Origin of the sequence: Streptomyces sp. NBC_01474, from assembly GCF_035918215.1 — a bacterium.
Lineage (GTDB): Bacteria > Actinomycetota > Actinomycetes > Streptomycetales > Streptomycetaceae > Streptomyces > Streptomyces aureus.
The window spans coordinates 1,487,942-1,511,236 of sequence record NZ_CP109449.1; the positions used below are offsets into that span (position 1 = coordinate 1,487,942).

Sequence of the window (23,295 nt, forward strand, 5' to 3'; positions counted from 1 at the left end):
CGTTGTGAACAGCGGCTTCAGCACCGCAACCAGGAAGCAGGAAGAGGGCACATCATGAGCAGCACCACCGTGGAGCTCACCAAGGAGAACTTCGACCAGACGGTCACGGACAACGGGTTCGTGCTGATCGATTTCTGGGCGTCGTGGTGCGGGCCGTGCAAGCAGTTCGCGCCCGTCTACGAGAAGGCTGCGGAAGCCAACCCGGACCTGGTCTTCGGGAAGATCGACACGGAGGCCCAGCCGGAGCTCGCGTCGGCGTTCGGTATCCAGTCGATCCCGACGCTGATGATCGTCCGTGACCAGGTCGCCGTGTTCGCCCAGCCCGGGGCGCTTCCGCAGGAAGCCCTGGACGACGTGATCGGCCAGGCCAGGAAGCTGGACATGGACGAGGTGCGCCAGTCGATCGCCGAGCAGCAGGCCAAGGCCGGCGAGGACGGCGCGGGCGGCGAGCAGGCCTGACGCCACCCCCCATACCGACGGCCGCCGGGCCCGTACTCTCCGTACGGGCCCGGCGGCCGTTTCACGCTCGCGTGCGGGGGTTCGGAACGGAGGTCGTGCGCGGGGGCGAAACGGGGCTCGTGCGCGGGGTCAGAACGGATAGCCCGCCACGTCGCCGCGCACCGTCGTCCACCGGGTCTCGGTGAACGCATCGATGTTCGCCTCGCCGCCGAAGCGGGCGCCCGTGCCGGACGCCGCGACCCCGCCGAACGGGGCGACCGCCTCGTCGTTCACCGTCTGGTCGTTGATGTGGACGATGCCGGTGGGGATGCGCTCGGCGAGGTCGAGGCCGCGCGCGGGGTCGCGGGTGACGATGCCGAGGGAGAGGCCGTACGGGCTCGCGGCGGCCAGCGCGGCCGCCTCGTCGGTGTCGGTGAAGGACCGCACGGGTGCGACGGGGCCGAAGACCTCCTCGGCGTACGCGGGGGTGCTGTCGTCGACGCCCGCGAGGACCGTCGGCCGGTAGAAGAGATCGCGGTGCGTGCCGCCCGCGGCGAGCTTCGCCCCCGCGGCCGTGCTGGCCTGCACCAGGCCGTGGATCTTGGCGAGTTGGGCCGCGTCGATGACGGGGCCGAGGTGGACCTGGTCGCGGTGCGGGTCGCCGACGGCGAGGGACTCGGCCTTCGCGGCGAGGCGTTCGACGTACTCCTCGTACAGCGAGGCGTGGACGAGGTGGCGGCCGGTCGTCATGCAGATCTGGCCCTGGTGGAAGAAGGAGCCCCAGGCCGCGGTGGAGATGACGGCGTCGAGGTCCGCGTCCGCCAGGACGATCAGGGCGGAGTTCCCGCCCAGTTCCAGGTGCGCCCGCTTGAGGTGGCGCCCCGCGGCCTCACCGACGGCCCGGCCCGCACCGGTGGAGCCGGTGAAGGAGATGACGGGAATGTCCGGGTCGGCGACGAGCGCCTGGCCCGCGTCCGCCCCGCCGGGCAGCACGTGGAGGACGTCCTGCGGCAGGCCCGCGGCGGCGAGGACGGCCGCCAGGGCGAGCCCGCCGCAGACCGCCGTGCGGGGGTCCGGCTTGAGGACGACGGCGTTGCCGAGCGCGAGGGCCGGGGCGACGGAGCGGATGGAGAGGATGAGCGGGGCGTTGAACGGGGCGATGACGCCGACGACACCGGCCGGGACGCGGCGCGTGTACGAAAGGCGGGGCGCCTCGCTGGGCAGGACCTGGCCGGTGGGCCGGGACGCGAGGGCGGCGGCCTCGTAGCACTCCTGGGCGGCGACGTGCAGCTCGAAGTCGGCCTTGCCCGGGATGGATCCCGACTCGCGCACGAGCCAGGTGCGCAGCTCGTCGGCGTGCTCGGTGAACAGGTCGCCCGCGCGGCGCAGGACGGCGGCGCGCGCGAAGTGGGGCTGCCGGGCCCAATCGCCCTGGGCCGCCGCTCCGGCCCTCGCCGCGGCGCGGACGTCGTCCGGGGAGGCGAGCGTGACGGTGGCGAGGCGCTCCCCCGTGGCGGGCTCCGTGACCACATGCTCATCGCCCGACAGCGGGCGGGCCTGCCAGGTCTTCGGGTCGAGCAGGGACATGCCGGATCTCCGATCGGTCACTGATCTCCGGGGCGGCGCGCGGGGCGGTGCGCCGACCCATGTTGTTGAGCACGCAACATCCTAGTCGCGTGGGCCACTCGCGACCCCGGCCGTCAGCTCGACTCCCGGGCCACGACGCGGGCCCGGAGCATGTCGTGCGACTCGGTGACGACGCCCGGGTCGCGTACCAGGCGGTCGACGAGCGCGGCGAGCTCCTGCCCGGACGGCAACTCGATACGGACCGTGCTCAGCCGGGGCCGCAGCAGCCGCCCGAGCATGAGGTCGTCGGCCCCGACGACAGCAGTCTCCTCCGGGATCCCGACGCCCGCGTCCTGGAGCGCCCGCATCAGGAGCATCGCGTACTCGTCGTTGTACGCGAACACGGCATCGAGCCCCAACTCACCGATCTCCGGAACCAGTTGGCCGGCCGACTCCTCGTCGTACGCGAGAGGCAGCTCGAAGACCTCGGCGCCGGTGCCGAGGACCGCGTCCCGTACGCCGTCGAGGCGCGGCCGCGCGAAGTGGTCGAGGCCGTGCTCCGTCGGCAGGACGACGCCGATGCGGCGCCGGCCACGTTCGACGAGGTGGGCGCCCGCGCTCCGGCCGACCTCACGATGGTCCATGAGCAGCGCGTGGGCGCCCTCGGCGCGCTCCGGGCCGAGCGTGATGACGGCCCTGGCGCCGGAGCGGCGGAGCACCTCGACGCCCTCGGCACCCAGGTCAGGGGGTGTGAGGACGGCGACCGGACGCAGCTCGGCCCAGGCGCGCGCCGCGTCGTCGCCGCGCAGACTGACGCTGCCGTACTGCACGACCGTGTAGTCGAGGCGGCTCAGCGCCCACTGGAGGTCGTTGAAGAACGCGTTGTAGAGCGGGCCGGCGGGGACGCTCGGGGAGGGCATCAGGACGATGCGGGTGTGTCCGGCGCGCAGGCTGCGGGCCGCCGCGTGCGGCACGTAGCCGAGCTCCTTCGCGGCCTCGTGGACGCGGCGCCGGGTGGGTTCACTGATTCTGACGGCGCTGGTGTTGTTCAGGACGTAGCTGACGGTGGCGCGCGAGACCCCGGCGAGGCGGGCGACGTCGGCGCTCGTCGGCGCCGGGCTCGGCGCGGCGGACTCCCGTGATGTGCGGGCGGACTGCTGCTTCGGTATCTGCACCATGACGCACCGCATCCTTCCAGACGGGTACGGCCGTGTTCCCGGCCGGGCATACCGGTGGGGGCCCACGGCCGCTAGCGTGCGTGCACCCAGCCGTTCGACGTTCCGAAGCTCCGGAGCTCCGGAGTCCTGTACTAGGAGGTGTCCGCATGGCGTCCGACCGTGCCGCCGGGCTCGCCGCGACCGCCCGCGCGCTCACCGACGGGGACGTGTCGTCGCGCGTCCTGGTCGAGGAGGCCCTGGAGCGCATCGAGGCGACGCAGCCTGCCCTGAACGCGTTCCGCACGGTCCGCGGGGAGGCCGCACTCGCCGAGGCGGACGCCGCGGACCGCGAACGCGCGGCGGGCGGACGCCGGCCGCTGCTCGGGGTGCCGCTGGCAGTGAAGGACGACATGGACGTGGCGGGCGAGCCGACCGCGTTCGGCTGCCCCGGTGACTTCCCGCCGAAGACCGAGGACGCGGAGGCCGTACGCCGTCTGCGCGCGGCCGGCGCGATCGTCATCGGCAAGACGAACACGTGCGAGCTGGGGCAGTGGCCGTTCACCGAGGGGCCCGCGTTCGGCGACACCCGCAACCCGTGGAATCGCGGGCACACGCCGGGGGGTTCGTCGGGCGGATCGGCGGCGGCCGTCGCCGCGGGGATCGTGCCGGCCGCGCTCGGCTCGGACGGGGCGGGCAGTGTCCGTATCCCCGCCGCGTGGACGCACCTCGTCGGCATCAAGCCGCAGCGCGGCCGGATCTCCACGTGGCCCTGGGCGGAGTCCTTCCACGGGATCACCGTGAACGGCACGCTCGGCAGGACCGTCGAGGACGCGGCGCTGCTCCTGGACGCGGCGAGCGGTTCGCACGCCGGCGACCTGCACCGTCCGCCGCGGATCGCGGCGGCGCAGGCGGCACTCGACGAGCCGGGCAAACTGCGCGTCGCGCTCTCCCTGCGCATGCCGTTCACCGCAACTCCCAAGCGCCTGGACCCCGTTGTACGGGCCCGGGTGGTCGCGCTGGCGGAACGGCTCGCCGCGCTCGGGCACGACGTGGAGGAGGCCGACCCGCGCTACGGGCAGATCGGCCTCGCGTTCGTGCCGCGCGCCACGGCAGGCGTCGCGGACCGGTTGCGCGACGTTCCCGACCCCGCCCTGCTCGACGCGCGGACCCGGGAATCCGCCCGCATGGGGCGGGTCCTCGACGGTGCTCCGCTGCGGCTCGCCCGGCGCGCCGAGGTCTCGCTCCAACGCCGGGTCGGCGCGGTCTTCGGCACGTACGACGTGGTCCTCGCGCCGACGACGGCCACTCCCCCGCCCCGTATCGGCGCGATGGCGTCACTCAACGGCTGGCGCACCGACCGGGCGATGATCGCGGCGTGCCCGTACGCGTGGCCGTGGAACGTCCTCGGCTGGCCCGGCGTGAACGTACCCGCGGGCTTCACCGGCGACGGGCTCCCCGTCGGCGCGCAGTTGCTCGGCCCGGCGAACAGCGAGCCGCGGCTCATCTCACTGGCGGCCCAACTCGAAGCAGATCAGCGGTGGTTCGAGAAGTGGCCCGAAAATCACCAGGGGCCGAGCACCGGCTCCTGAAGCGGCTCAGGCACCACGGGCGAGCACCGCCCACAGGCCCGGGTCCTCGAAGTCGAGGGCCCACAGCACCGTGTGGTGCACCCCATGACATGCTCCTCGGACTGAAGCCCGAGGATTCTGGCCGTCCCACGGGTTGCGGTACCGCTACGCGGCACCGCTTCCTGCCGGGATTCCGTGGCTTCCTGCTTCTTCGCGTTCCGCCAGAACGGGTTCTGGTCCCACCTTCGCTCCGCAGGCCGATACCGCCAGTCCGGCGGCCGCTTTCACGCCTTCCTGGTCCCAGTACGGAAGCCAGGCCGAGACGGTGCGGGCGGGGGCGCGGCGTCGCCCCGAACGGGGGCGAGGGCGGCGCCGCACAGCGCAAGGATGATGGCACCCGTGAGCGCGAGGAGGGACAGGGGCCCGGGCGTATGCGATGTAAGGCTCGGGCGGGAATGGGGCTCTTCATACGCCAACCCTGTGTCTCACCGGCCGGGCCCGCTCTGCCGGTTGGGCCGGTCAGGCCCTAACGTGACCCGCGTGACTGCCTTCATCGATGACCCGCATGCCCACGAGCACCCCGGCCGTGCCGGCGCCACCGCCACCGTCGAGGCCGCGCCGCGCGAGGTGGGCCGGGTGCGCACCGAGTACGCACCCGCCCATGACGGCGACCCCGATCCCGGTGAGATCGTCTGGACGTGGGTGCCGTTCGAAGAGAACGACGGCCGCGGCAAGGACCGCCCCGTGCTCGTCGTCGCCAGGGAGGCCGCCGGCACGCTGCTCGCCGTACAACTGTCGAGCAAGCGGCACGACCAGGACAGGGAGTGGGTGCCGATCGGCAGCGGGCCGTGGGACGCCGCGGGCCGCGACTCGTGGGTGGCGATCGACCGTGTCCTGCGGGTCCACGAGCGGGGCATGCGGCGTGAGGCCTGCGCCCTGGACCGGATGCGGTTCAACCTCGTGGTGCTGCGCCTCAGGGAGCGGTACGGCTGGCGCTGACCGCCGGCAGGGCCTCGAAGGCCCGCTCGAAGGCCGTCCTGGTCCGCGCGTCCGGCGTGCGATCCAGGACGCCGAACACGATGTGGTCGAAACGGCCCGCGAACCGGCCGCCCTCGCCGAGGAGCGTCCGGAACGCGGCGGCGACCTGAGCCGGGTCGTTCTGGAAGACCCCGCAGCCCCAGGCACCGAGCACGAGGCGCCGGTAGCCGTGGGCCGCGGCCGTCTCCAGGACCCGCTCCGCCCGTGACGCGAGAGCACCCGCTATCTCCCCTGCCCGCTCCGGGGTGTGGCGGCGGATGACGCCCGCGTTCGGCGCGGGCGAGGTGAGGAAGCCGACGGCGTACGGCTCGTCGAGCAGCCGTCCGCGGTCGTCGCGGAAGACGGGGACGCCCGGCGAGTGAATGACGCGGTCCGTGTAAAAGGCGTCGCGGTTCTCGCGGTGGTGGTCTTGAAGTGCTCTCCTCCCTTCGCAAGCTCAGGAAGGAGATTCCCGTCTACCTTGCGGTGGCGGGCTTGACGCGCTTGTCACGCCTGACGACTGCCCTCCCGGCAGCCGGGATGAGCGCGTGGCCCATCCGGTACAGGTGCAAGATGTTCCGGGCCGCGTTGTGGTCGGCGTTGCCCGACCATCCGCAGTCCGGGTTCTTGCATACGAACGTGGCCTGGTCCTCCCGGCTGCCGGGCGTGATGAAGCCGCAGACGGAACAGCGTCGCGAGGTGTTCGCGGCGGGCACCTTCTGCAGGGTGCCGCCGTACCGGCCGGCCTTGTACGTCAGCATCGTGACCGTCCTGCCCCATGCCTCCTGGCTGATGGAGCGGTTGAGTCCGGCCTTCTGGGCGACGCCTGTCCCCGGCTCGGCGATGGTGCCCCGAGCGGACTTGACCATGTTCGTGATGGTGAGTGCTTCGACCACCATGACGCCGTACTTCTGGGCGAGGGCGGTGGTCGTCTTGTGCTGCCAGTCCTGGTGTCGTCGCGTGGCTTTTGCGCGCAACCCCCGGATCTGGTCATAGGTGTGGTGCAGGCGGCGGCTGGTGCGCTCGCCAGGCTTGCGGTGTGTCTTGCGCTGGGCGGCCCGGCGCTCAAGGCGCAGGAGCTTGCCCTTTTCCTCGGTGTTCAGCCACTTGTCACGGTCGGCGCTGCCATCCGGGAGGCGAGGCGCACGCCCGTGGTCCTGGTGGTTGCCGTCCGAGAGGGCGAGTGGCAGGTTCACCCCGGCGTCGATTCCGACCTGCGCCCCCTGGTGGGATGCGGGCTTGGCTTCGAAGCTCTGCACGCGGAAGGCGATGTGCCATCCCAGGTGGTCCTTGACCAGCCGTGCCCCGGTGATCCGGTCGTCGGCGTTCGCCTTGTTGCCCACCGGGAGGTCTTTGGTCCAGCGGAAGCGGACACGGCCGACCTTGGGGATGTTGGCCATGCCCCAGCGGCGGTGTACCCGCTTGATCTGGAGGTCACGGCCCTGCGGGATGTCCACGCTCATCACGGACCGGAACCGGCCCTTGAAGTTCGGAGCGTCAACGCGGCCGTCCCAGAAGTTCTTCCAGGCCTGGAAGTACGTCTTGAGCACCGCTTGCGCGGCCTGCGCAGGAAGGACGGCGAGGAAATCGATCTCTTTGCGGGCCTGGCGTATCGCGGCGTCCGCGTTCGCCAGAGTCCGCATGTGCCTCGGCATCATCTGCCACCACGCGTGCAGGCAGTTCCACACCGTGCGCGCGGCGTGCGCCTGCTCGTCGACGAGGAGATGCTCGGCAGCCGACAGCGCCAGTCGGGCACGATGCCCGAACTGCCGCTTCTCCAAACCGAGTTCACCCACGGTGATCACGATCCTACAGTTTGTCTATGTCACCGTGATGGAATCCGCATGCGAGAGGTGTGCACGGACTTCGAGGCCAAACTGAAGCAGTTCAACAGCGAGGAGGACCACGTGCACCCGCTCGCGCACTACAGCCCGAGGCCCAGCTCTCCAAGCTGATCAACTCCGTCTCCTCCAGGCGTCTGCGCCAGGAGTACGACGCGCACATCCGCCGCTACCTGTGGGGCGGCCACTCCTGGTCCGCTCCTACTTCGCCAGAAGCTGTGACGGTGCGCCCCCGACCGTCGTACGCCAGTACATCGAGAACCAGAAGTGCCCCGCAGGCTGAGGTGAACAGTGCCGACCCGTGCTCACCCGCGAGTCAGCGCAGTCCTGAGACGGCCTTCACCCCCGGCGTAAACGCCGGAGCACTGACCAAGATCAAAAGGTAGAAGTCGCGGCCCGCAGCAGGCACGTGTACAGGGCCGAGGCCCGGCACAGGGCTTCCTCCTGGGCCTGCGCGCCGTTGAGATAGCCGCCGCCGGGGTTGCGTGCCGAGGCGAAGTTCAGGACGGCGACGGGGTTCTGCCCGGCGGTGACCAGGCGGCGCGCGGCCTCCAGGCTGGACTCGCCGGTGACTTCGACGGCCGTCTGCGCGGGCCGGCCCGGCTCGGGCACCTCGACCGGAGCCGGTCCGTACGTCCGTGTCGCGTCCCGCGCGGCCGCCACCGCGTCCGCGATCGGCACGACCGCGCCGCCCGGCGCCGTGTACCGCCCCGCCGCGACGATGCCCTCCGTCTGCTGCGCGATCCCCCGCAGCCGGGCGCTCACGCCCGCTCCCCCGTGGTCGATCTCATGAACGCATGATGTGCGCCGGGCGACACCACGAGCAACAGATTTTCACTCTCCGAGGGGCACTCTTGTGCGATTCGCCGCGAGGGTTTTGGGTGGTACGAGCACTGCCCCGGCCCGGCCCATCCCCGTCGAGTCGACGGCTTGGCCCCTACCGGGGACTATGAAGGCGTACAGATCAGGAGGATCCTGAACATGCCCGAAGGAGACTGTACGGAGCTCGGCGCGGCGGCCCTGGTCACCGAGGCCGACGTCGAGGCGCTGGTCCGCGGGATCTGCTTCAAGACCGGACCGCCTCGCACGGTGGGTGTCGAAGTGGAATGGCTCGTCCACGAGCCGCGCAGGCCGCGGCTCCCCCTGCCACCCGAACGGCTCGACGCGGCGTACGCCGCACTGGGCGCCCTGCCCCTCAGCTCGGCGCTCACCGTAGAACCCGGCGGTCAGCTGGAGCTCAGCTCCCTGCCCGCCGCATCGCTCATGGACTGCGTCTCGGCCGTCTCGGCCGATCTGACAGCGGTCCGCACCGCGCTCGCCGCCCATGGGTTCGCGCTGACCGGGCTCGGCACCGATCCCTGGCGCCCGCCGCGGCGGCTGCTCCACGAGCCGCGCTACGACGCCATGGAGACCTGGCTCGACCGGGCCGGGCCGGCGGGCCGCGCCATGATGTGCTCGTCGGCGTCCGTGCAGGTCTGCCTCGACGCCGGGTACGAGGAGCCGGGGCCGCTCGGCCACGGCAGGCGCTGGCGGCTCTCGCATCTGCTGGGCGCCGTCCTGGTCTCGGCGTTCGCCAACTCACCGATGCTGTGGGGGCGTCCGACCGGCTGGCGCTCCACCCGCCAGGCCGTATGGGAGGAGATCGACCCCGGCCGGTCCGGGGCACCACCCCTCGACGCGGAGCCGCGCGAGGCCTGGGTCCGGCATGTCCTGGACGCGCCGGTGTTGTGCGTCCGCAAGGACAGCGGCCCGTGGGACGTGCCGGACGGCATGTCGCTGCGGACGTGGCTGCGTACCGGTGGGCCGCGGCCCGCCACGCGCGGTGACGTCGATTACCACATCTCCACCCTCTTTCCGCCGGTGCGCCCGCGCGGCCACCTCGAACTGCGCATGATCGACGCCCAGCCCGGCGACGACGGCTGGATCGTGCCGCTCGCCGTGACGACCGCGCTGTTCGACGACCCGGAGGCCGCCGAGACCGCGTACCGCACCGTGAAGCCGCTGTCCGAACGGGCGGGCCCGCTGCCCGCGCCGCACAATCAACTGTGGCGCGACGCGGCGCGGCTCGGCCCTTCGGACCCCGAGCTCGCCGAGGCGGCCGTGACCTGTTTCGCGGCGGCGCTCGACGCGCTGCCGAGGCTCGGCGCATCCCCCGGGGTGCTGGCCACCGTCTCCGCCTTCATGGACCGCTATGTCGTGCGCGGCCGGTGCCCCGCCGACGACGTGCTCGACCACATCGATGCCCCCGCCCCCGGGAGGACCGTCACCTCATGACCGCACAGAGCGAAGACACCGCCCCGGACCCCGAGGCACTGCGGGAGCGCGCGCGGACCGCGCTGCTCACCGCGCGGGACCGCACGACGCTGCTCACGAGCTGCGTCGAGGGGCCCGAACTGACCGCACAGCACTCGCCGTTGATGTCGCCGCTGGTGTGGGACCTGGCGCACATCGGCAACCAGGAGGAGCAGTGGCTCCTGCGCGCGGTCGCGGGCCGTGAGGCGATGCGCCCGGAGATCGACCCGTTGTACGACGCCTTCGAGCACCCGCGCTCCGAGCGGCCGAAGCTGCCGCTGCTCGCACCCAAGGAGGCCCGCGGTTACGCGGCCGAGGTGCGGGGGCGCGCGCTCGACGTCCTGGAGAGCACGCCGTTCCACGGCACCCGGCTCACCGAGGCGGGGTTCGCGTTCGGGATGATCGCCCAGCACGAACAGCAGCACGACGAGACGATGCTGATCACCCATCAGCTCCGGGCGGGCGCTCCGGCCCTGACGGCCCCGGATCCCGACCCCGTCTCGCCGGCGTTCCGCGGACCGTCCGAAGTCCTGGTGCCCGGCGGCCCGTTCACGATGGGGACGACCACCGAGCCGTGGTCGCTGGACAACGAGCGTCCCGCGCACGCGCGCCTCGTCCCGCCGTTCCACATCGACACGGCGCCGGTCACGAACGGCGCGTATCTGGCCTTCATGGACGACGGCGGCTACGACAACTCCCGCTGGTGGACGCCCGAGGGCTGGGCCCTGGTGCGGGACAACGGTCTGCGGTCCCCGCTGTTCTGGCGGCGTGAGGCCGGGCAGTGGCTGCGGCGCCGCTTCGGGGTGACCGAGGTGGTCCCGCCGGACGAGCCCGTCGTGCACGTCAGCTGGTACGAGGCCGACGCGTACGCGCGCTGGGCGGGCCGGCGCCTGCCCAGCGAGGCCGAGTGGGAGAAGGCGGCCCGCTTCGATCCCGCGTCCGGGCGGTCGATGCGCTACCCGTGGGGCGACGCGGACCCGACGCCGGAGCGCGCCAACCTCGGCCAGCGCCACCTGCGCCCGGCCCCGGCGGGCAGCTATCCGGCGGGGGAATCGCCGCTGGGCGTACGGCAGTTGATCGGCGACGTGTGGGAGTGGACGTCGAGCGACTTCCTGCCGTACCCGGGGTTCGTGGCCTTCCCGTACCGGGAGTACTCGGAGGTGTTCTTCGGCCCGGACCACAAGGTGCTGCGCGGCGGCTCGTTCGCCGTGGACGCGGTGGCCTGCCGCGGCACGTTCCGCAACTGGGACTACCCGGTGCGCCGGCAGATCTTCGCCGGGTTCCGCACCGCGCGCGACGGGGAGGGTGCCTGATGTGCCGGCAACTGGCCTACCTGGGCCCTGCGGCGCCACTCGGCGACGTGCTCGTGACGCCGCCCCACAGCTTGCTGCGCCAGTCCTGGGAGCCGCGCCGTCAGCGGCACGGGACCGTGAACGCCGACGGCTTCGGCGTGGGCTGGTACGCGGACGGGGACCCGGTGCCCGCGCGCTACCGCAGGGCCGGGCCCATCTGGGGCGACCAGTCGTTCGCCGACCTCGCGCGGGTCGTGCGCTCGGGGGCCGTGCTCGCCGCGGTCCGCGACGCCACGCTCGGCGGCGCGGACGGTGAGGCCGCGGCGGCACCGTTCGCCTGCGGCCCGTGGCTGTTCTCCCACAACGGCGCGGTGACCGGCTGGCCGCGCTCGCTCGCCCCGCTGACCACAGCGGTGCCGCCCGTCGACCTGCTGTCCCTGGAGGCCCGCTGCGACTCGGCGTTCGTGTGGGCGCTGCTGCTGTACCGGCTGCGCTCGGGCGACGACCAGGGGCAGGCCCTCGCCGACACCGTCCTGGAGGTCGCCGAGGCCGCCCCGGGATCCCGCCTCAACCTCCTGCTGACCGACGGCGAGACGATCACCGCGACCGCCTGGGGCGACAGCCTCTGGTATCTCACCGAACCCGGCCGCCGTACCGTCGTCGCCTCCGAGCCCTACGACGACGATCCGCACTGGCGCGAGGTGCCGGACCGCACCCTGCTCGCCGCGAGCCGCACCGACGTCCTGCTGACCCCGCTCAAGGAGCCCACCGCGTGAGCCCGTACCAGCTGACCCGCACCCTGCCCGAGGACGCCACCGGCGCCGCCCTGCGCGCCGATGTCCTCAGCGGCCTCACCGGCACGCCCAAGACGCTGCCGCCCAAGTGGTTCTACGACGCGCGCGGCAGCGAGCTGTTCGACGAGATCACGACCCTGCCCGAGTACTACCCGACGCGCGCCGAGCGGGAGATCCTGCTGGCCCGCTCGCAGGAGATCGCCGACGCCACGGGCGCCCGCACCCTCGTCGAGCTGGGCTCCGGTTCGTCGGACAAGACCCGCCATCTGCTCGACGACCTGCCGGACCTGGAGACATACATCCCCGTGGACGTCAGCGAGAGCGCGCTGCGGGGCGCCGCCGAGGCGCTCGGCGCCGAACGCCCCGGGCTGCGCATCCATGCGCTGATCGCCGACTTCACGCTGGCGCTCACCTTGCCGGACGCCCCGGGGCCGCGCCTGGCCGCCTTCCTCGGCGGCACCATCGGCAACCTCCTGCCGGCCGAGCGCGCCACGTTCCTGACCGCCGTACGCGCCCTGCTGCGGCCCGGGGACATGCTGTTGCTCGGCACGGACCTGGTGAAGGACGAGTCGGTCCTCGTCGCGGCGTACGACGACGCGGCGGGCGTGACGGCCGCGTTCAACAAGAACGTGCTCGGCGTCATCAACCGTGACCTGGGCGCCGACTTCGATCCGGGCGCCTTCGAGCACGTCGCCCTGTGGGACGCGGACAACGAGTGGATCGAGATGCGGCTGCGCTCCACGGCCGCGCAGACCGTCAAGATCCCGGCGCTCGGCCTCGCGGTCGACTTCGAGGACGGGGAGGAGATCCGCACGGAGATCTCGGCGAAGTTCCGCGAGGAGGGCGTGCGGGCCGAACTGGCGGGCGCGGGGCTGCGCATGACGCACTGGTGGACGGACGCGCAGAACCGCTTCGCGCTCTCCCTGAGCCGCGTCGACTGACGGCCGGGGAGGCCGGCGGCGGCCGGGTCACGGCCCGCTGGCGTCCAGTTCCTTGGTGATGCGGCGGGAAGCCGCCCGGGCCTCCTCGGCCGGGGCGGCCCCGGCGAGCACCTTCGACATGTACGCCTTGATCGGGTTGTCGGCCTCGACCTTCGCCCACAGCGGGGACACGGGCGTGGCCCGGCCGCGTGCGGCGCCCGCCGCCATCGCGGCCACGCCCGGCTCGTCGGCGACGGCGTCGCTCAGCGTCGTCTTGTTGGGCACGTAGTTCATGGTCCTGGCGAGGTCCTTCTGCCACTTCTCGCCGGCCAGGGCCTTGACGACCGCGACGGCTCCGTCGCGGTCGTCGGTGTTCTCGGGCACGACCAGGTCGGAGCCGCCGGTGAAGACGGATCCCGGCTTGGCCGCCGTCTTGCCCGGGATCGGGAAGTAGCCGAGCTTTCCCTTGAGTTCGGGGTTCTGCTGCTCGACGGCCTGGGCGACGCCCGGCACGGCGACGATCTGGCCGACGTCGCCCTTCGCGAACTCGCCCGACTGCGGCGGGTGTTCCTCATCGGCGTCCTTGGGGCCGCGGCCGAGCGCCTGGAGCTGCCGGTAGAACTCCATGCCGCGCAGCGCCGCCGGTGTCTGGAGGCTGCCCTCCCAGATCCCGCCGTCCTCCGTGGCGAGGTCGCCGCCCTCGTCCCAGATGAATCCGGCGAGCGTGTACCAGTCCTGGCCGGCGAGGTAGATGCCCTGGTCACCGTGGGCGTTCAAGCGCCGCGTGACGTCGAGCCACTCGGCGCGGGTGCGGGGTGTCCGCTTGATGCCCGCCTTCGCGAACAGGTCCTTGTTGTAGATCACCACCCGGTTGGCCGCGTACCAGGGGATGCCGTACTGGCGTGAGAGGAACATGCCGGGCTCGGCGAGTCCGGGCAGCCAGTCCTCCATGCCGAAGTCGCGCGCGGACTCCAGACTGAGGTCGAGCAGTCCGCCCTCGTCGACGTACTGGGGGACCTGGGTGTTGCCGACCTCGATGACGTCGGGGACCGGTCCGTCCGCCGCGTCCTCGCTCGCCGGGTCGCCCTTCGCCTGGCTCAGGGCCGCGCTCACCTTCTCGCCGATGCCGGTCCACTCCTGGATACGGATGTCGAGGCGCAGGCCGGGGTTCTTGTCCTCGAAGCTCTTCGTGAACCGCTTCAGGAACGCGTCCGACGCGCTGTCCTTCATCAGCCAGACGGTCACCGTGCGCTGCTCGTCGCCCCCGCCCGGCAGATAGGCGCAGCCCGTGAGCAGCGAGGCGGATACGAGGGCGAGGGGGATGAGGGACGCGGCGGTGCGGCGGTACTTCACGTGGGTCACTTTCTGCCTGCGGACAGGGAAGGGCGGCCCGACGTGGGGGATGAGCGTGACGCTCGCACGGGTGTGGCTGGATTTTGGTATGGACCAATCGAACGGTCAAGGGGGTGACGGCCGGTAAGTCGAACATCCGCCCTCTCGCTCGCGGTCCGCGGTGACCTGAGGCACCGTGGAGAGACGTCCACCGCACGGGCCGAGGAGGCCTTCATGTCCGATCACACGTACCGGGTCACAGAGATCGTCGGCACCTCCCACGAGGGAGTCGACCAGGCCATCCGCAACGGCATCACCCGCGCCTCGCAGACGCTGCGCGGCCTGGACTGGTTCGAGGTGTGCCAGGTACGCGGCCACATCGAGAACGGGCAGATCGAGCACTACCAGGTCGGCCTGAAGGTCGGCTTCCGGCTGGAGGACGAGTCCTGAACGTGCCTCCCGGGTCCGCTCAGGTCCGGCCCCGAACCCGCGTGCCGGGTCCGCTCAGGTCCGGCCCTCTCGCTCCTGGGCGTCCTTCAGCGCCTCGGACCCGCTCGCCCACCGGGCGCGTACGACGGTGAAGCCCGCCCGTTCGGCCTCGTCGCACACGAGTTCGTCGTCGTCGACCAGCATGCGGACCTCGCGGCCGCGGGAGAGCGTGCGCAGCGTCTCCAGTTTGGTGCGGCGCGCGGGCCTGCGGTCGTCGTTCCGGCGCATCCAGACGCGCCCTTCGGGCAGCCCCTGTCCGGCGAGCCAGGCCACGGTGTCGGCGCGGCACCGCTCCGGCCTGCCCGTGAGGTAGACGACCTCGCACTCGCGGGCGCTCTCCAGCGCCAGCTCGACGCCGCGCGCGAGCGGCGGATCGTCGGGCGCGGCCGCGAAGAAGGCCGACCAGTCGCGCGGGGTGCGCTCCAGGAAGCGCTGGCGGTGGGCCGTGTCGGCAAGGGTGTTGTCGAGGTCGAAGACTGCGAGGGGTCGTATGTCCTGGGCCATGGGCATGGGTCCCAGCCTAAGGAAGGCCCGGACGAAGGGTGCGGGAATCCTCACGGCACCACGACGTTGAACCAGGACGTGAGCACCGTGATCGAAACGACCCGCTTCTCCGTCCTGGACCGGTCCCGCACCCGCGAGGGCCACACCGGCCCGGACGCGCTGCGCGACACCGTCGCGCTCGCCCAGGACCTGGAGCGCCTGGGCTACCACCGGGTCTGGGTCTCCGAGCACCACGGCGTGCCCGGCGTCGCGGGCTCCGCGCCCACCGTGCTCGCGGCGGCGGTCGCCGCGGCAACGCGCACCATCCGCGTCGGCACCGGCGGCGTGATGCTGCCCAACCACCAACCCCTGGTGGTGGCCGAGCAGTTCGGGGTGCTGGAGTCGCTGTTCCCGGGTCGTATCGACATGGGCCTGGGCCGTTCCGTCGGGTTCACGGACGGTGTCCGAAGGGCGCTGGGCCGGGACAAGGACGACGCCGGTGACTTCGCGGACCAGCTCGACGAACTCCTCGCGTTCTTCACCGGCACGTCGGCCACGCGCGTCCATGCCCGCCCGGCGGAGGGCCTTACGGTGCCGCCGTTCGTGCTCGCGATGGGCGAGGGCGCCTCGATCGCCGCCCGCGCGGGCCTGCCCATGGTGATCGGCGACTTCCGCAGCCGGGAGAAGATGCTGCGCGGCATCGACCGCTACCGCGCCGAGTTCCGCCCCTCGGCCTGGGCCGATGAGCCGTACGTGGTGGTCTCCGGGACCGTCGCCGTGGCCGGCAGCGAGCCGGAGGCCCGCAGGCTGCTGATGCCCGAGGCCTGGTCGATGGCGTACTCGCGCACCCACGGCACGTTCCCGCCGCTGCCGCCCGCCGAGCGCGTCGCGACCCTGGAGATGACCGCCAAGGAGCGCGAGCTGTACGAGTCCGGGCTGCAGGGCCACATCGCGGGCACGGAGCACCAGGTCGCCAACGGACTGGAGACCGTGATCAAGGACAGTGGGGCGCAGGAGGTGCTGGTCACGACCAGTACGTACGACCGCGAGGGGCTGCTGGAGTCGTACCGGAGGCTGGCCCGGGTCGCGCACCTGACCGCGGCCTAGAATCGTGGGGTTTGCCCCGGCCGCTGCCCGGCCCGGGCCCCGACCGCCGTACGACCTGGAGCCGCATCGCATGCCCCCCGTGTCCGACACCGCCCCGCCCGACCCCCGCCACGACGGCTTCGTGCGGGTGCGCGGGGCCCGCGAGCACAATCTGCGCGGGGTCGACGTGGACATCCCCCGCGACGTCCTCGCGGTGTTCACGGGGGTGTCCGGCTCGGGGAAGTCGTCGCTGGCGTTCGGCACGATCTACGCGGAGGCGCAGCGCCGCTACTTCGAGTCGGTCGCTCCGTACGCGCGCCGCCTCATCCACCAGATCGGCGCCCCCAAGGTCGCGGCGATCACGGGGCTGCCGCCCGCGGTGTCGCTCCAGCAGAGCCGTTCGGCGCCGACGTCCCGGTCATCGGTCGGCACGGTGACCACGCTGTCGAACTCGCTGAGGATGCTGTTCTCGCGCGCGGGCACCTATCCTGAGGGCGCCGAGCGGCTCGACTCGGACGCGTTCTCGCCGAACACGGCGGCGGGCGCCTGCCCGAAGTGCCACGGCCTGGGCCGGGTGCACCGCACCACCGAGGAACTCCTCGTCCCCGACCCGTCGCTGTCGATCCGCGAGGGCGCGATCGCCGCCTGGCCGGGCGCCTGGCAGGGCAAGAACCTGCGCGACATCCTCGACGCGCTCGGTTATGAAGTGGACCTTCCCTGGCGGGAGTTGGCCCAGGCGGACCGCGACTGGATCTTGTTCACGGACGAGCAGCCGGTCGTCACGGTGCACCCGGTGCGGGACGCGGATCGTATCCAACGCCCGTACCAGGGCACGTACATGAGCGCGAACCACTATGTGCTGAAGACGTTCTCCGACTCGAAGAGCCAGACGCTGCGCGCGAAGGCGGAGAAGTTCCTGGACAGCGCGCCGTGCCCCGCGTGCGGGGGTGCCCGACTGCGGGCGGAGGCGCTGGCGGTGACGTTCGAGGGCCGCACGATCGCCGAGCTGGCCCGGCTGCCGCTGGCGGAGCTGGCCGGGATCCTCGCCCGGGGCGAGGACGCCTCCGAGACGGCCCGGGTCCTCACGGACGATTTGCGGGCGCGGATCGCGACGGTCACCGAACTCGGCCTCGGCTATCTCGGTCTCGACCGGCCGACCCCGACACTCTCGGCGGGAGAACTACAACGCCTGCGCCTGGCAACACAGTTGAGGTCCGGACTGTTCGGTGTCGTGTACGTGCTCGACGAGCCGTCGGCGGGGCTGCATCCGGCGGACACGGAATCACTGCTGACCGTCCTTGACCGGCTGAAGTCGGCGGGGAACTCGGTGTTCGTGGTCGAGCATCACCTGGACGTGATGCGCCGCGCGGACTGGCTGGTCGACGTGGGCCCCCAGGCCGGGGAGCACGGCGGGCAGGTGCTGCACAGCGGCCCGGTCGATGCCCTCCGCGACGTCGCGGACTCGGCGACGGCCCGCTTCCTGTTCGACGACTCCCCCGCGCCCGAGCGCCAGGTCCGCCAGCCCCAGGGCTGGTTGAAGGTCGGTCCGGTGACCCGGCACAATCTGCGGGACGTGAGCGCGGAGTTCCCGCTGAGCGCGTTCACGGCTGTCACGGGAGTCTCCGGGTCCGGCAAGTCGACGCTGATCGGCGAGATCTCGGAGGAGCTCGACGGGGTCGGGCGGCTCGTGGTTGTGGACCAGAAGCCGATCGGGCGCACGCCGCGCTCCAACCTGGCCACGTACACAGGCCTGTTCGACGTCGTGCGGAAGGTCTTCGCGGGCACCGGGGAGGCGCGGGCGCGCGGATACGGGGTGGGCCGGTTCTCATTCAACGTGGCGGGCGGACGCTGCGAGACGTGTCAGGGCGAGGGCTTCGTGAGTGTCGAACTCCTCTTCCTGCCCAGCACGTACGCACCGTGCCCGGACTGCGCGGGCGCGCGCTACAACCCCGAGACACTCCAAGTGACCTACCGGGGACGGAACATCGCGGAGGTGCTCGACCTCACCGTGGAGGCCGCGGCCGCGTTCTTCACGGCGGCGGACGACGACGCGGCGCGGCCCGTACTGCGCAGCCTGCGCACGCTGTCGGACGTGGGGCTCGGCTACCTCCGGCTCGGCCAGCCGGCCACCGAGCTCTCCGGCGGAGAGGCCCAACGCATCAAGCTGGCCAGCGAGTTGCAGCGGGTGCGGCGCGGCCACACCCTGTATCTCCTCGACGAGCCGACGACCGGCCTGCATCCGGCCGACGTGGAGGTGCTGCTGCGGCAGCTGCACGGCCTGGTCGACGCGGGCCACACGGTCGTGGTCGTCGAGCACGACATGGCGGTGGTGGCCGGCGCCGACTGGGTCGTCGACATGGGCCCCGGGGGCGGCGACGAGGGCGGGCAGGTCGTCGTCGCGGGCCGGCCGCGCTCCGTGGCCGACGCGCCCGACAGCCGCACGGCCCCCTATCTGGCGCGGCAACTGACCGGCTGACCGGAGCCTGCCCTTGGCCGGCTTCCCGGTCGGCGTGCGCGGTAGGGCGGTCACGAACTCCACCGCGCACGCGTCCTCACGGGTGTCCGGCCGCGCGTTCCCCGGTCAGCTGCGCCGCCCTGGCGAGCGAACGCCGGTCCGGATGGCTGTCGGCCGGGATCAGCGCCCCGACCTCCACCTCGACCACGATCCGGCGGGTGGACGCCACCCGCCACACGCCCGCGGCCAAGGTGTCGTCGCCGACGAACGCGGGTGCCGTGCTGACCGTGCCGTCCGGGAGGAGGTAGCGCAGCCGCACCGGCTGCACCGGCGCACCCGCGTCGAGTGCCGCCTGGAAGGCAGCCCTTCGGAAGGTGCCCTGGGCTCGGCCGCACCAGGTGCTGCCTTCGGGGAAGACACCCACCGCACCCCCGGCCCGGAGCGCCGCCGCCAGCTGCGTCACTGTCCCCGGCAGTGCCCGCAACCGGTCGCGGTCGATGAAGATCGCCCCGCTTCCGGCCACCAGCGCGCCCGCCACCGGCCACTGCCGGATCTCCTTCTTCGCCAGCATCCGGGCGGGCCGGACGGCGGCGAGGAGCGGGATGTCCATCCAGGAGATGTGATTGGCCACCAGCAGCACGCCGCCGGACTGCGGGGCACTGCCGCTCAGGCGCATTCGCACCCCTGCGGCGCGCACCATCACCCGGCAGTAGAGCCGCACCCAGGCGGCGGGCAACCGCCGCCCCACCGGCAGGAGGACGACGCCCACCAGCAGCAGCGCCACCAGCGCCGTGATCCGCAGCACCGCCCTGGGCGACGCCAGCGCCGTGCTCCCACCCCGTACGCAGGCCCCGATGGAACAGGGCGCCGTCGGCTGCCAGACGCTCATCACGCCGGGACCAGGGAGAGGAAGTGCTTCAGGTAGCGGGGGTTCATCCGGCTCATCGACAGCAGCACGTACAGATCGGCCACACCGAAGTCGGGGTCGTGCGCCGGCCGGCCGCACACCCACGCACCGAGCCGCACATAGCCGCGCAACAGGGGCGGCAGGTCGGTGCGGCCCGCGGGGCGCGGGACGCCGTCGGCGATCCACTCCCGGTGCGGGTGGACCCGGTACTGCTCCGGCGCGAGATGCCTGGCCGCCACCCGGTCCCAGGTGGCGGCCGCGACGGCGCCGCCGTCGGCGAGCGGGATCGAGCAGCAGCCCGCCAGCCAGTCGTGGCCGCGATCGGTCATGTAGCGGGCGATGCCTGCCCAGATCAGCCCGATGACGGCGCCGTCGCGGTGGTCGGGGTGCACACAGGAGCGGCCGACCTCGACGAGTCCCGACCGGATCGGGTCGAGCGACGTGAGGTCGAACTCGCCCTCGGAGTAGAGCCGCCCGGCCGTCGCGGCGCGCTCGGGCGGCAGCATCCGGTACGTGCCGACGACCTGGCCGCTGTACTCCTCGCGGACGAGAAGGTGGTCGCAATGGGCGTCGAACGCGTCCATGTCGAGGCCCGGTCGGGGCGTGCGGAGCAGAGCACCGAGCTCCCCGGCGAAGACGTCGTGGCGCAGTCGCTGAGCGGCCCGGAGGTCCTCCTCGTCGCGGGCGAGACCGACGGTGTAGCGGGTGGGTGTGGCGGGACGGGCGGGGCGGGGGACGGTGATGGCGCCGGGCATGGCTCACTCCTGGTCACGGGCCTGACGGCTGGTGACTCAGTTCTTCCGACGCCGGTTGGCGTGTACGTGTCGAGCATGCCTTGTCCGCGTGTGCGGATGCTGAATGCCCGGGGCGGGCCGGACAACCAGACGGGACCGGGGGTCGAGCACCACTCCCGGTCCCGCCCACCCCGCGCTTCTCGCGGGACGCCATCGTGTGGATCAGCGGCTGACCTTGCGGGTCGCCCGCAGCCACTCCTTGTTCATGGCGGCGATCGACGGCAGCGGGATCCCCTTCGGGCACGCCGTCGCGCACTCGCCGGTCAGCGTGCAGCCGCCGAAGCCCTCGGCGTCCATCTGCCCGACCATGTCGAGTACGCGGGTCTCGCGCTCGGGCGCGCCCTGCGGCAGCACGTTGAGGTGGTTGACCTTCGCCGAGGTGAACAGCATCGCGGAGCCGTTCGGGCAGGCCGCCACGCACGCGCCGCAGCCGATGCACTCGGCGTGCTCGAACGCGAAGTCCGCGTCGGGCTTGGGCACGGGTGTTGCGTGCGCCTCGGGCGCCGCCCCGGTCGGCGCGCTGATGTAGCCGCCGGCCTGGATGATCCGGTCGAAGGCGGTGCGGTCGACGACGAGGTCCTTCACCACGGGGAAGGCGGAGGCGCGCCACGGCTCGATGTCGATGGTGTCGCCGTCCTGGAACGACCGCATGTGGAGCTGGCAGGTCGTGGTCCGCTCGGGGCCGTGCGCGTCGCCGTTGATGACGAGCGAGCAGGCCCCGCAGATGCCCTCACGGCAGTCGTGGTCGAACGCGACGGGGTCGTCGCCCTTGAGGATGAGCTCCTCGTTGAGCGTGTCGAGCATCTCCAGGAACGACATGTCCTGGGAGATTCCGTCCACGTCGTACGTGGACATGGCGCCTTCGGCGTCGGCGTTCTTCTGGCGCCAGACGCGCAGGGTGAGCTTCATGCGTAGCTCCGCTGAGTGGGGTGGACGTACTCGAAGACGAGGTCTTCCTTGTGCAGGACGGGGGCGTCGCCGGTGGCGGTGAACTCCCAGGCGGCCGCGTAGGAGAACTCCTCGTCGCGGCGGGCGGCCTCCCCGTCCGGGGTCTGGGACTCCTCGCGGAAGTGGCCGCCGCAGGACTCGGCCCGGTGCAGGGCGTCGAGGCACATGAGCTCGGCGAGCTCCAGGTAGTCGACGATGCGGTTGGCCTTCTCCAGCGACTGGTTGAACTCCTCGCCGGTGCCCGGCACCTTGATGCGCCGCCAGAACTCCTCGCGGATCTGCGGGATCCGGTCGAGGGCCTTGCGCAGGCCTTCTTCCGTACGGGCCATGCCGCAGAACTCCCACATGACTTCGCCGAGTTCACGGTGAAAGGAGTCGGGGGTGCGGTCGCCGTCGACGGCGAGGAGGAGGTTGATCCGGTCCTCGGTCTCGGCCAGCACCTCCTGGACGACGGGGTGTTCGGCGCTCAAGGCGCCTTCGGCGGAGCGGTGCGGGTTGCGTGCGAGATAGTCGTTGATGGTCGACGGAAGCACGAAGTAGCCGTCGGCCAGACCCTGCATGAGCGCGCTCGCGCCCAGGCGGTTGGCACCGTGGTCGGAGAAGTTGGCCTCGCCGACCGCGAACAGGCCCGGGATCGTGGTCTGGAGGTCGTAGTCGACCCACAGGCCGCCCATCGTGTAGTGCACGGCGGGGTAGATGCGCATGGGCACCTCGTACGGGTTCTCCGCGGTGATCCGCGCGTACATGTCGAAGAGGTTGCCGTACTTCTCCTCGACGGCCTTCCTGCCCATGCGGCTGATCGCGTCGGCGAAGTCCAGGTACACGCCCTGGCCGCCGGGGCCCACGCCCCTGCCCTCGTCGCACACGTTCTTCGCGGCGCGCGAGGCGATGTCGCGGGGCACGAGGTTGCCGAAGGACGGGTAGATGCGCTCGAGGTAGTAGTCGCGCTCGTCCTCGGGGATCTCGTTCGGCGGGCGGTCGTCGCCCTTGGCCTTGGGCACCCAGATCCGGCCGTCGTTGCGCAGCGACTCGCTCATCAACGTCAGCTTCGACTGGTGGTCGCCGGTGCGCGGGATGCAGGTGGGGTGGATCTGGGTGAAGCACGGGTTGGCGAAGTAGGCGCCGCGCCGGTGCGCCCGCCACACGGCGGTCGCGTTGGAGTTCATGGCGTTCGTCGACAGGTAGAAGACGTTGCCGTAGCCGCCGGACGCGAGGACGACGGCGTCGGCGAAGTACGTGTCGATCTTCCCGGTGATCAGGTCGCGGGCGACGATGCCGCGCGCCTTGCCGTCGACGACGATCACGTCGAGCATCTCGGTACGGGCGTGCATCTCGATGTTCCCGGCGGCGATCTGCCGGGACAGCGCCTGGTACGCGCCGAGGAGGAGCTGCTGGCCCGTCTGGCCGCGGGCGTAGAACGTACGGGAGACCTGGACCCCGCCGAAGGAGCGGGTGTCGAGCAGGCCGCCGTACTCGCGGGCGAACGGGACGCCCTGCGCGACGCACTGGTCGATGATCTCGACGGAGATCTGCGCGAGGCGGTGGACGTTCGACTCGCGGGCGCGGAAGTCGCCGCCCTTGACCGTGTCGTAGAACAGGCGGTGGACGGAGTCGCCGTCGTTGCGGTAGTTCTTCGCGGCGTTGATGCCGCCCTGCGCGGCGATCGAGTGGGCGCGGCGCGGGGAGTCCTGGTAGCAGAACTGGACGACGTGGTAGCCCTGTTCGGCGAGCGTGGCGCCCGCGGAGCCGCCGGCCAGGCCGGTGCCGACCACGATCACGGTGTGCTTGCGGCGGTTGGCAGGGTTGACCAGCTTCGCCTCGAAGCGGCGGGTGTCCCAGCGCTCGTTGACGGGGCCCTCGGGGGCCTTGGTGTCGACGACCGGCTCACCGGTCGCGTACTCCGCGTAGGAATTCAT

General features: G+C 72.1%; 19 protein-coding genes and 3 pseudogenes. 11 read left to right on the forward strand and 11 right to left on the reverse strand.

Annotated elements, in window-relative coordinates:
- Positions 1 to 54 precede the first annotated feature (54 nt).
- Positions 55 to 459, forward strand: a complete 405-nt coding sequence (gene trxA, locus OG758_RS07090) for a thioredoxin (protein WP_326709173.1) — start codon at positions 55 to 57, stop codon at positions 457 to 459.
- 129 nt (positions 460 to 588) lie between these two features.
- On the opposite strand, the gene OG758_RS07095 is transcribed toward trxA, so the two are convergent.
- Both OG758_RS07095 and OG758_RS07100 read right to left on the reverse strand, forming a co-directional pair.
- Positions 589 to 2,025, reverse strand: coding sequence for an aldehyde dehydrogenase family protein (locus tag OG758_RS07095; RefSeq protein WP_326709174.1), 1,437 nt, complete (start codon positions 2,023 to 2,025; stop codon positions 589 to 591).
- Between the two features lie 113 nt (positions 2,026 to 2,138).
- Complete coding sequence (locus OG758_RS07100; protein ID WP_326709175.1) at positions 2,139 to 3,182, reverse strand: LacI family DNA-binding transcriptional regulator; 1,044 nt, start codon at positions 3,180 to 3,182, stop codon at positions 2,139 to 2,141.
- Positions 3,183 to 3,328: 146 nt separating this feature from the next.
- Here OG758_RS07100 and OG758_RS07105 point away from each other — a divergent pair, with 146 nt between their 5' ends.
- Both OG758_RS07105 and OG758_RS07110 read left to right on the forward strand, forming a co-directional pair.
- Positions 3,329 to 4,750 (forward strand): amidase, encoded by a 1,422-nt coding sequence (locus OG758_RS07105; protein WP_326709176.1) that lies wholly within the window; start codon positions 3,329 to 3,331, stop codon positions 4,748 to 4,750.
- A gap of 519 nt (positions 4,751 to 5,269) precedes the next feature.
- Complete coding sequence (locus OG758_RS07110) at positions 5,270 to 5,728, forward strand: type II toxin-antitoxin system PemK/MazF family toxin (protein WP_326709177.1); 459 nt, start codon at positions 5,270 to 5,272, stop codon at positions 5,726 to 5,728.
- Here OG758_RS07110 and OG758_RS07115 read toward each other — a convergent pair.
- Positions 5,703 to 6,188 (reverse strand): annotated as a pseudogene (locus OG758_RS07115) (TIGR02452 family protein); the annotation flags it as partial. The gene OG758_RS07110 and the pseudogene OG758_RS07115 overlap by 26 nt on opposite strands.
- 34 nt (positions 6,189 to 6,222) lie before the next feature.
- On the reverse strand, positions 6,223 to 7,542 hold the full coding sequence (locus tag OG758_RS07120; RefSeq protein ID WP_326709178.1) for an RNA-guided endonuclease InsQ/TnpB family protein: 1,320 nt from the start codon (positions 7,540 to 7,542) through the stop codon (positions 6,223 to 6,225).
- A 48-nt stretch (positions 7,543 to 7,590) separates the two neighbouring features.
- Between OG758_RS07120 and tnpA the strand changes: the two are divergent.
- Positions 7,591 to 7,870 (forward strand): annotated as a pseudogene (gene tnpA / locus OG758_RS48850) (IS200/IS605 family transposase); the annotation flags it as partial.
- Between the two features lie 110 nt (positions 7,871 to 7,980).
- On the opposite strand, the pseudogene OG758_RS07130 reads toward tnpA, so the two are convergent.
- Positions 7,981 to 8,352, reverse strand: a pseudogene (locus OG758_RS07130) (TIGR02452 family protein); the annotation flags it as partial.
- A 216-nt stretch (positions 8,353 to 8,568) separates the two neighbouring features.
- Here OG758_RS07130 and egtA point away from each other — a divergent pair.
- Genes egtA through egtD form a run of 4 tightly spaced genes read left to right on the forward strand, consistent with a single transcriptional unit; the run spans position 8,569 to position 12,906 of the window.
- On the forward strand, positions 8,569 to 9,861 hold the full coding sequence (egtA, locus tag OG758_RS07135) for an ergothioneine biosynthesis glutamate--cysteine ligase EgtA (RefSeq protein ID WP_326709180.1): 1,293 nt from the start codon (positions 8,569 to 8,571) through the stop codon (positions 9,859 to 9,861).
- Complete coding sequence (egtB, locus tag OG758_RS07140) at positions 9,858 to 11,192, forward strand: ergothioneine biosynthesis protein EgtB (RefSeq protein WP_326709181.1); 1,335 nt, start codon at positions 9,858 to 9,860, stop codon at positions 11,190 to 11,192. The genes egtA and egtB overlap by 4 nt, the downstream gene beginning before the upstream one ends.
- The gene (egtC, locus tag OG758_RS07145; RefSeq protein WP_326709182.1) at positions 11,192 to 11,947 is read left to right on the forward strand and encodes an ergothioneine biosynthesis protein EgtC; all 756 of its coding nucleotides are present in this window, start codon (positions 11,192 to 11,194) and stop codon (positions 11,945 to 11,947) included. The genes egtB and egtC overlap by 1 nt, the downstream gene beginning before the upstream one ends.
- Positions 11,944 to 12,906, forward strand: a complete 963-nt coding sequence (egtD, locus tag OG758_RS07150) for an L-histidine N(alpha)-methyltransferase (RefSeq protein WP_326709183.1) — start codon at positions 11,944 to 11,946, stop codon at positions 12,904 to 12,906. Before egtC ends, egtD begins: the two co-directional genes overlap by 4 nt.
- A gap of 27 nt (positions 12,907 to 12,933) precedes the next feature.
- On the opposite strand, the gene OG758_RS07155 is transcribed toward egtD, so the two are convergent.
- Positions 12,934 to 14,238 (reverse strand): extracellular solute-binding protein, encoded by a 1,305-nt coding sequence (locus OG758_RS07155; protein ID WP_326709184.1) that lies wholly within the window; start codon positions 14,236 to 14,238, stop codon positions 12,934 to 12,936.
- A gap of 213 nt (positions 14,239 to 14,451) precedes the next feature.
- On the opposite strand from OG758_RS07155, the gene OG758_RS07160 reads away from it, so the two are divergent.
- Positions 14,452 to 14,667, forward strand: a complete 216-nt coding sequence (locus OG758_RS07160) for a dodecin (protein WP_326709185.1) — start codon at positions 14,452 to 14,454, stop codon at positions 14,665 to 14,667.
- Between the two features lie 54 nt (positions 14,668 to 14,721).
- On the opposite strand, the gene OG758_RS07165 is transcribed toward OG758_RS07160, so the two are convergent.
- Positions 14,722 to 15,210: a phosphatase domain-containing protein gene (locus OG758_RS07165; RefSeq protein WP_326715834.1), complete on the reverse strand. Its 489-nt coding sequence runs from the start codon at positions 15,208 to 15,210 to the stop codon at positions 14,722 to 14,724.
- A gap of 78 nt (positions 15,211 to 15,288) precedes the next feature.
- On the opposite strand from OG758_RS07165, the gene OG758_RS07170 reads away from it, so the two are divergent.
- A complete protein-coding gene (locus OG758_RS07170; RefSeq protein ID WP_326709186.1) occupies positions 15,289 to 16,296 on the forward strand; it encodes an LLM class flavin-dependent oxidoreductase in 1,008 nt (335 codons plus the stop codon).
- A gap of 70 nt (positions 16,297 to 16,366) precedes the next feature.
- On the forward strand, positions 16,367 to 18,751 hold the full coding sequence (locus OG758_RS07175; protein WP_326709187.1) for an excinuclease ABC subunit UvrA: 2,385 nt from the start codon (positions 16,367 to 16,369) through the stop codon (positions 18,749 to 18,751).
- Positions 18,752 to 18,827: 76 nt separating this feature from the next.
- Here OG758_RS07175 and OG758_RS07180 read toward each other — a convergent pair whose 3' ends face one another.
- The 4 genes from OG758_RS07180 to OG758_RS07195 form a co-directional block, all read right to left on the reverse strand.
- Complete coding sequence (locus tag OG758_RS07180; RefSeq protein ID WP_326709188.1) at positions 18,828 to 19,619, reverse strand: lysophospholipid acyltransferase family protein; 792 nt, start codon at positions 19,617 to 19,619, stop codon at positions 18,828 to 18,830.
- Positions 19,619 to 20,392 (reverse strand): GNAT family N-acetyltransferase, encoded by a 774-nt coding sequence (locus OG758_RS07185; RefSeq protein WP_326709189.1) that lies wholly within the window; start codon positions 20,390 to 20,392, stop codon positions 19,619 to 19,621. Before OG758_RS07185 ends, OG758_RS07180 begins: the two co-directional genes overlap by 1 nt.
- Positions 20,393 to 20,593: 201 nt before the next feature.
- Positions 20,594 to 21,340, reverse strand: a complete 747-nt coding sequence (locus OG758_RS07190) for a succinate dehydrogenase/fumarate reductase iron-sulfur subunit (RefSeq protein ID WP_116506030.1) — start codon at positions 21,338 to 21,340, stop codon at positions 20,594 to 20,596.
- Positions 21,337 to 23,295, reverse strand: coding sequence for a fumarate reductase/succinate dehydrogenase flavoprotein subunit (locus OG758_RS07195; RefSeq protein WP_326709190.1), 1,959 nt, complete (start codon positions 23,293 to 23,295; stop codon positions 21,337 to 21,339). The genes OG758_RS07190 and OG758_RS07195 overlap by 4 nt, the downstream gene beginning before the upstream one ends.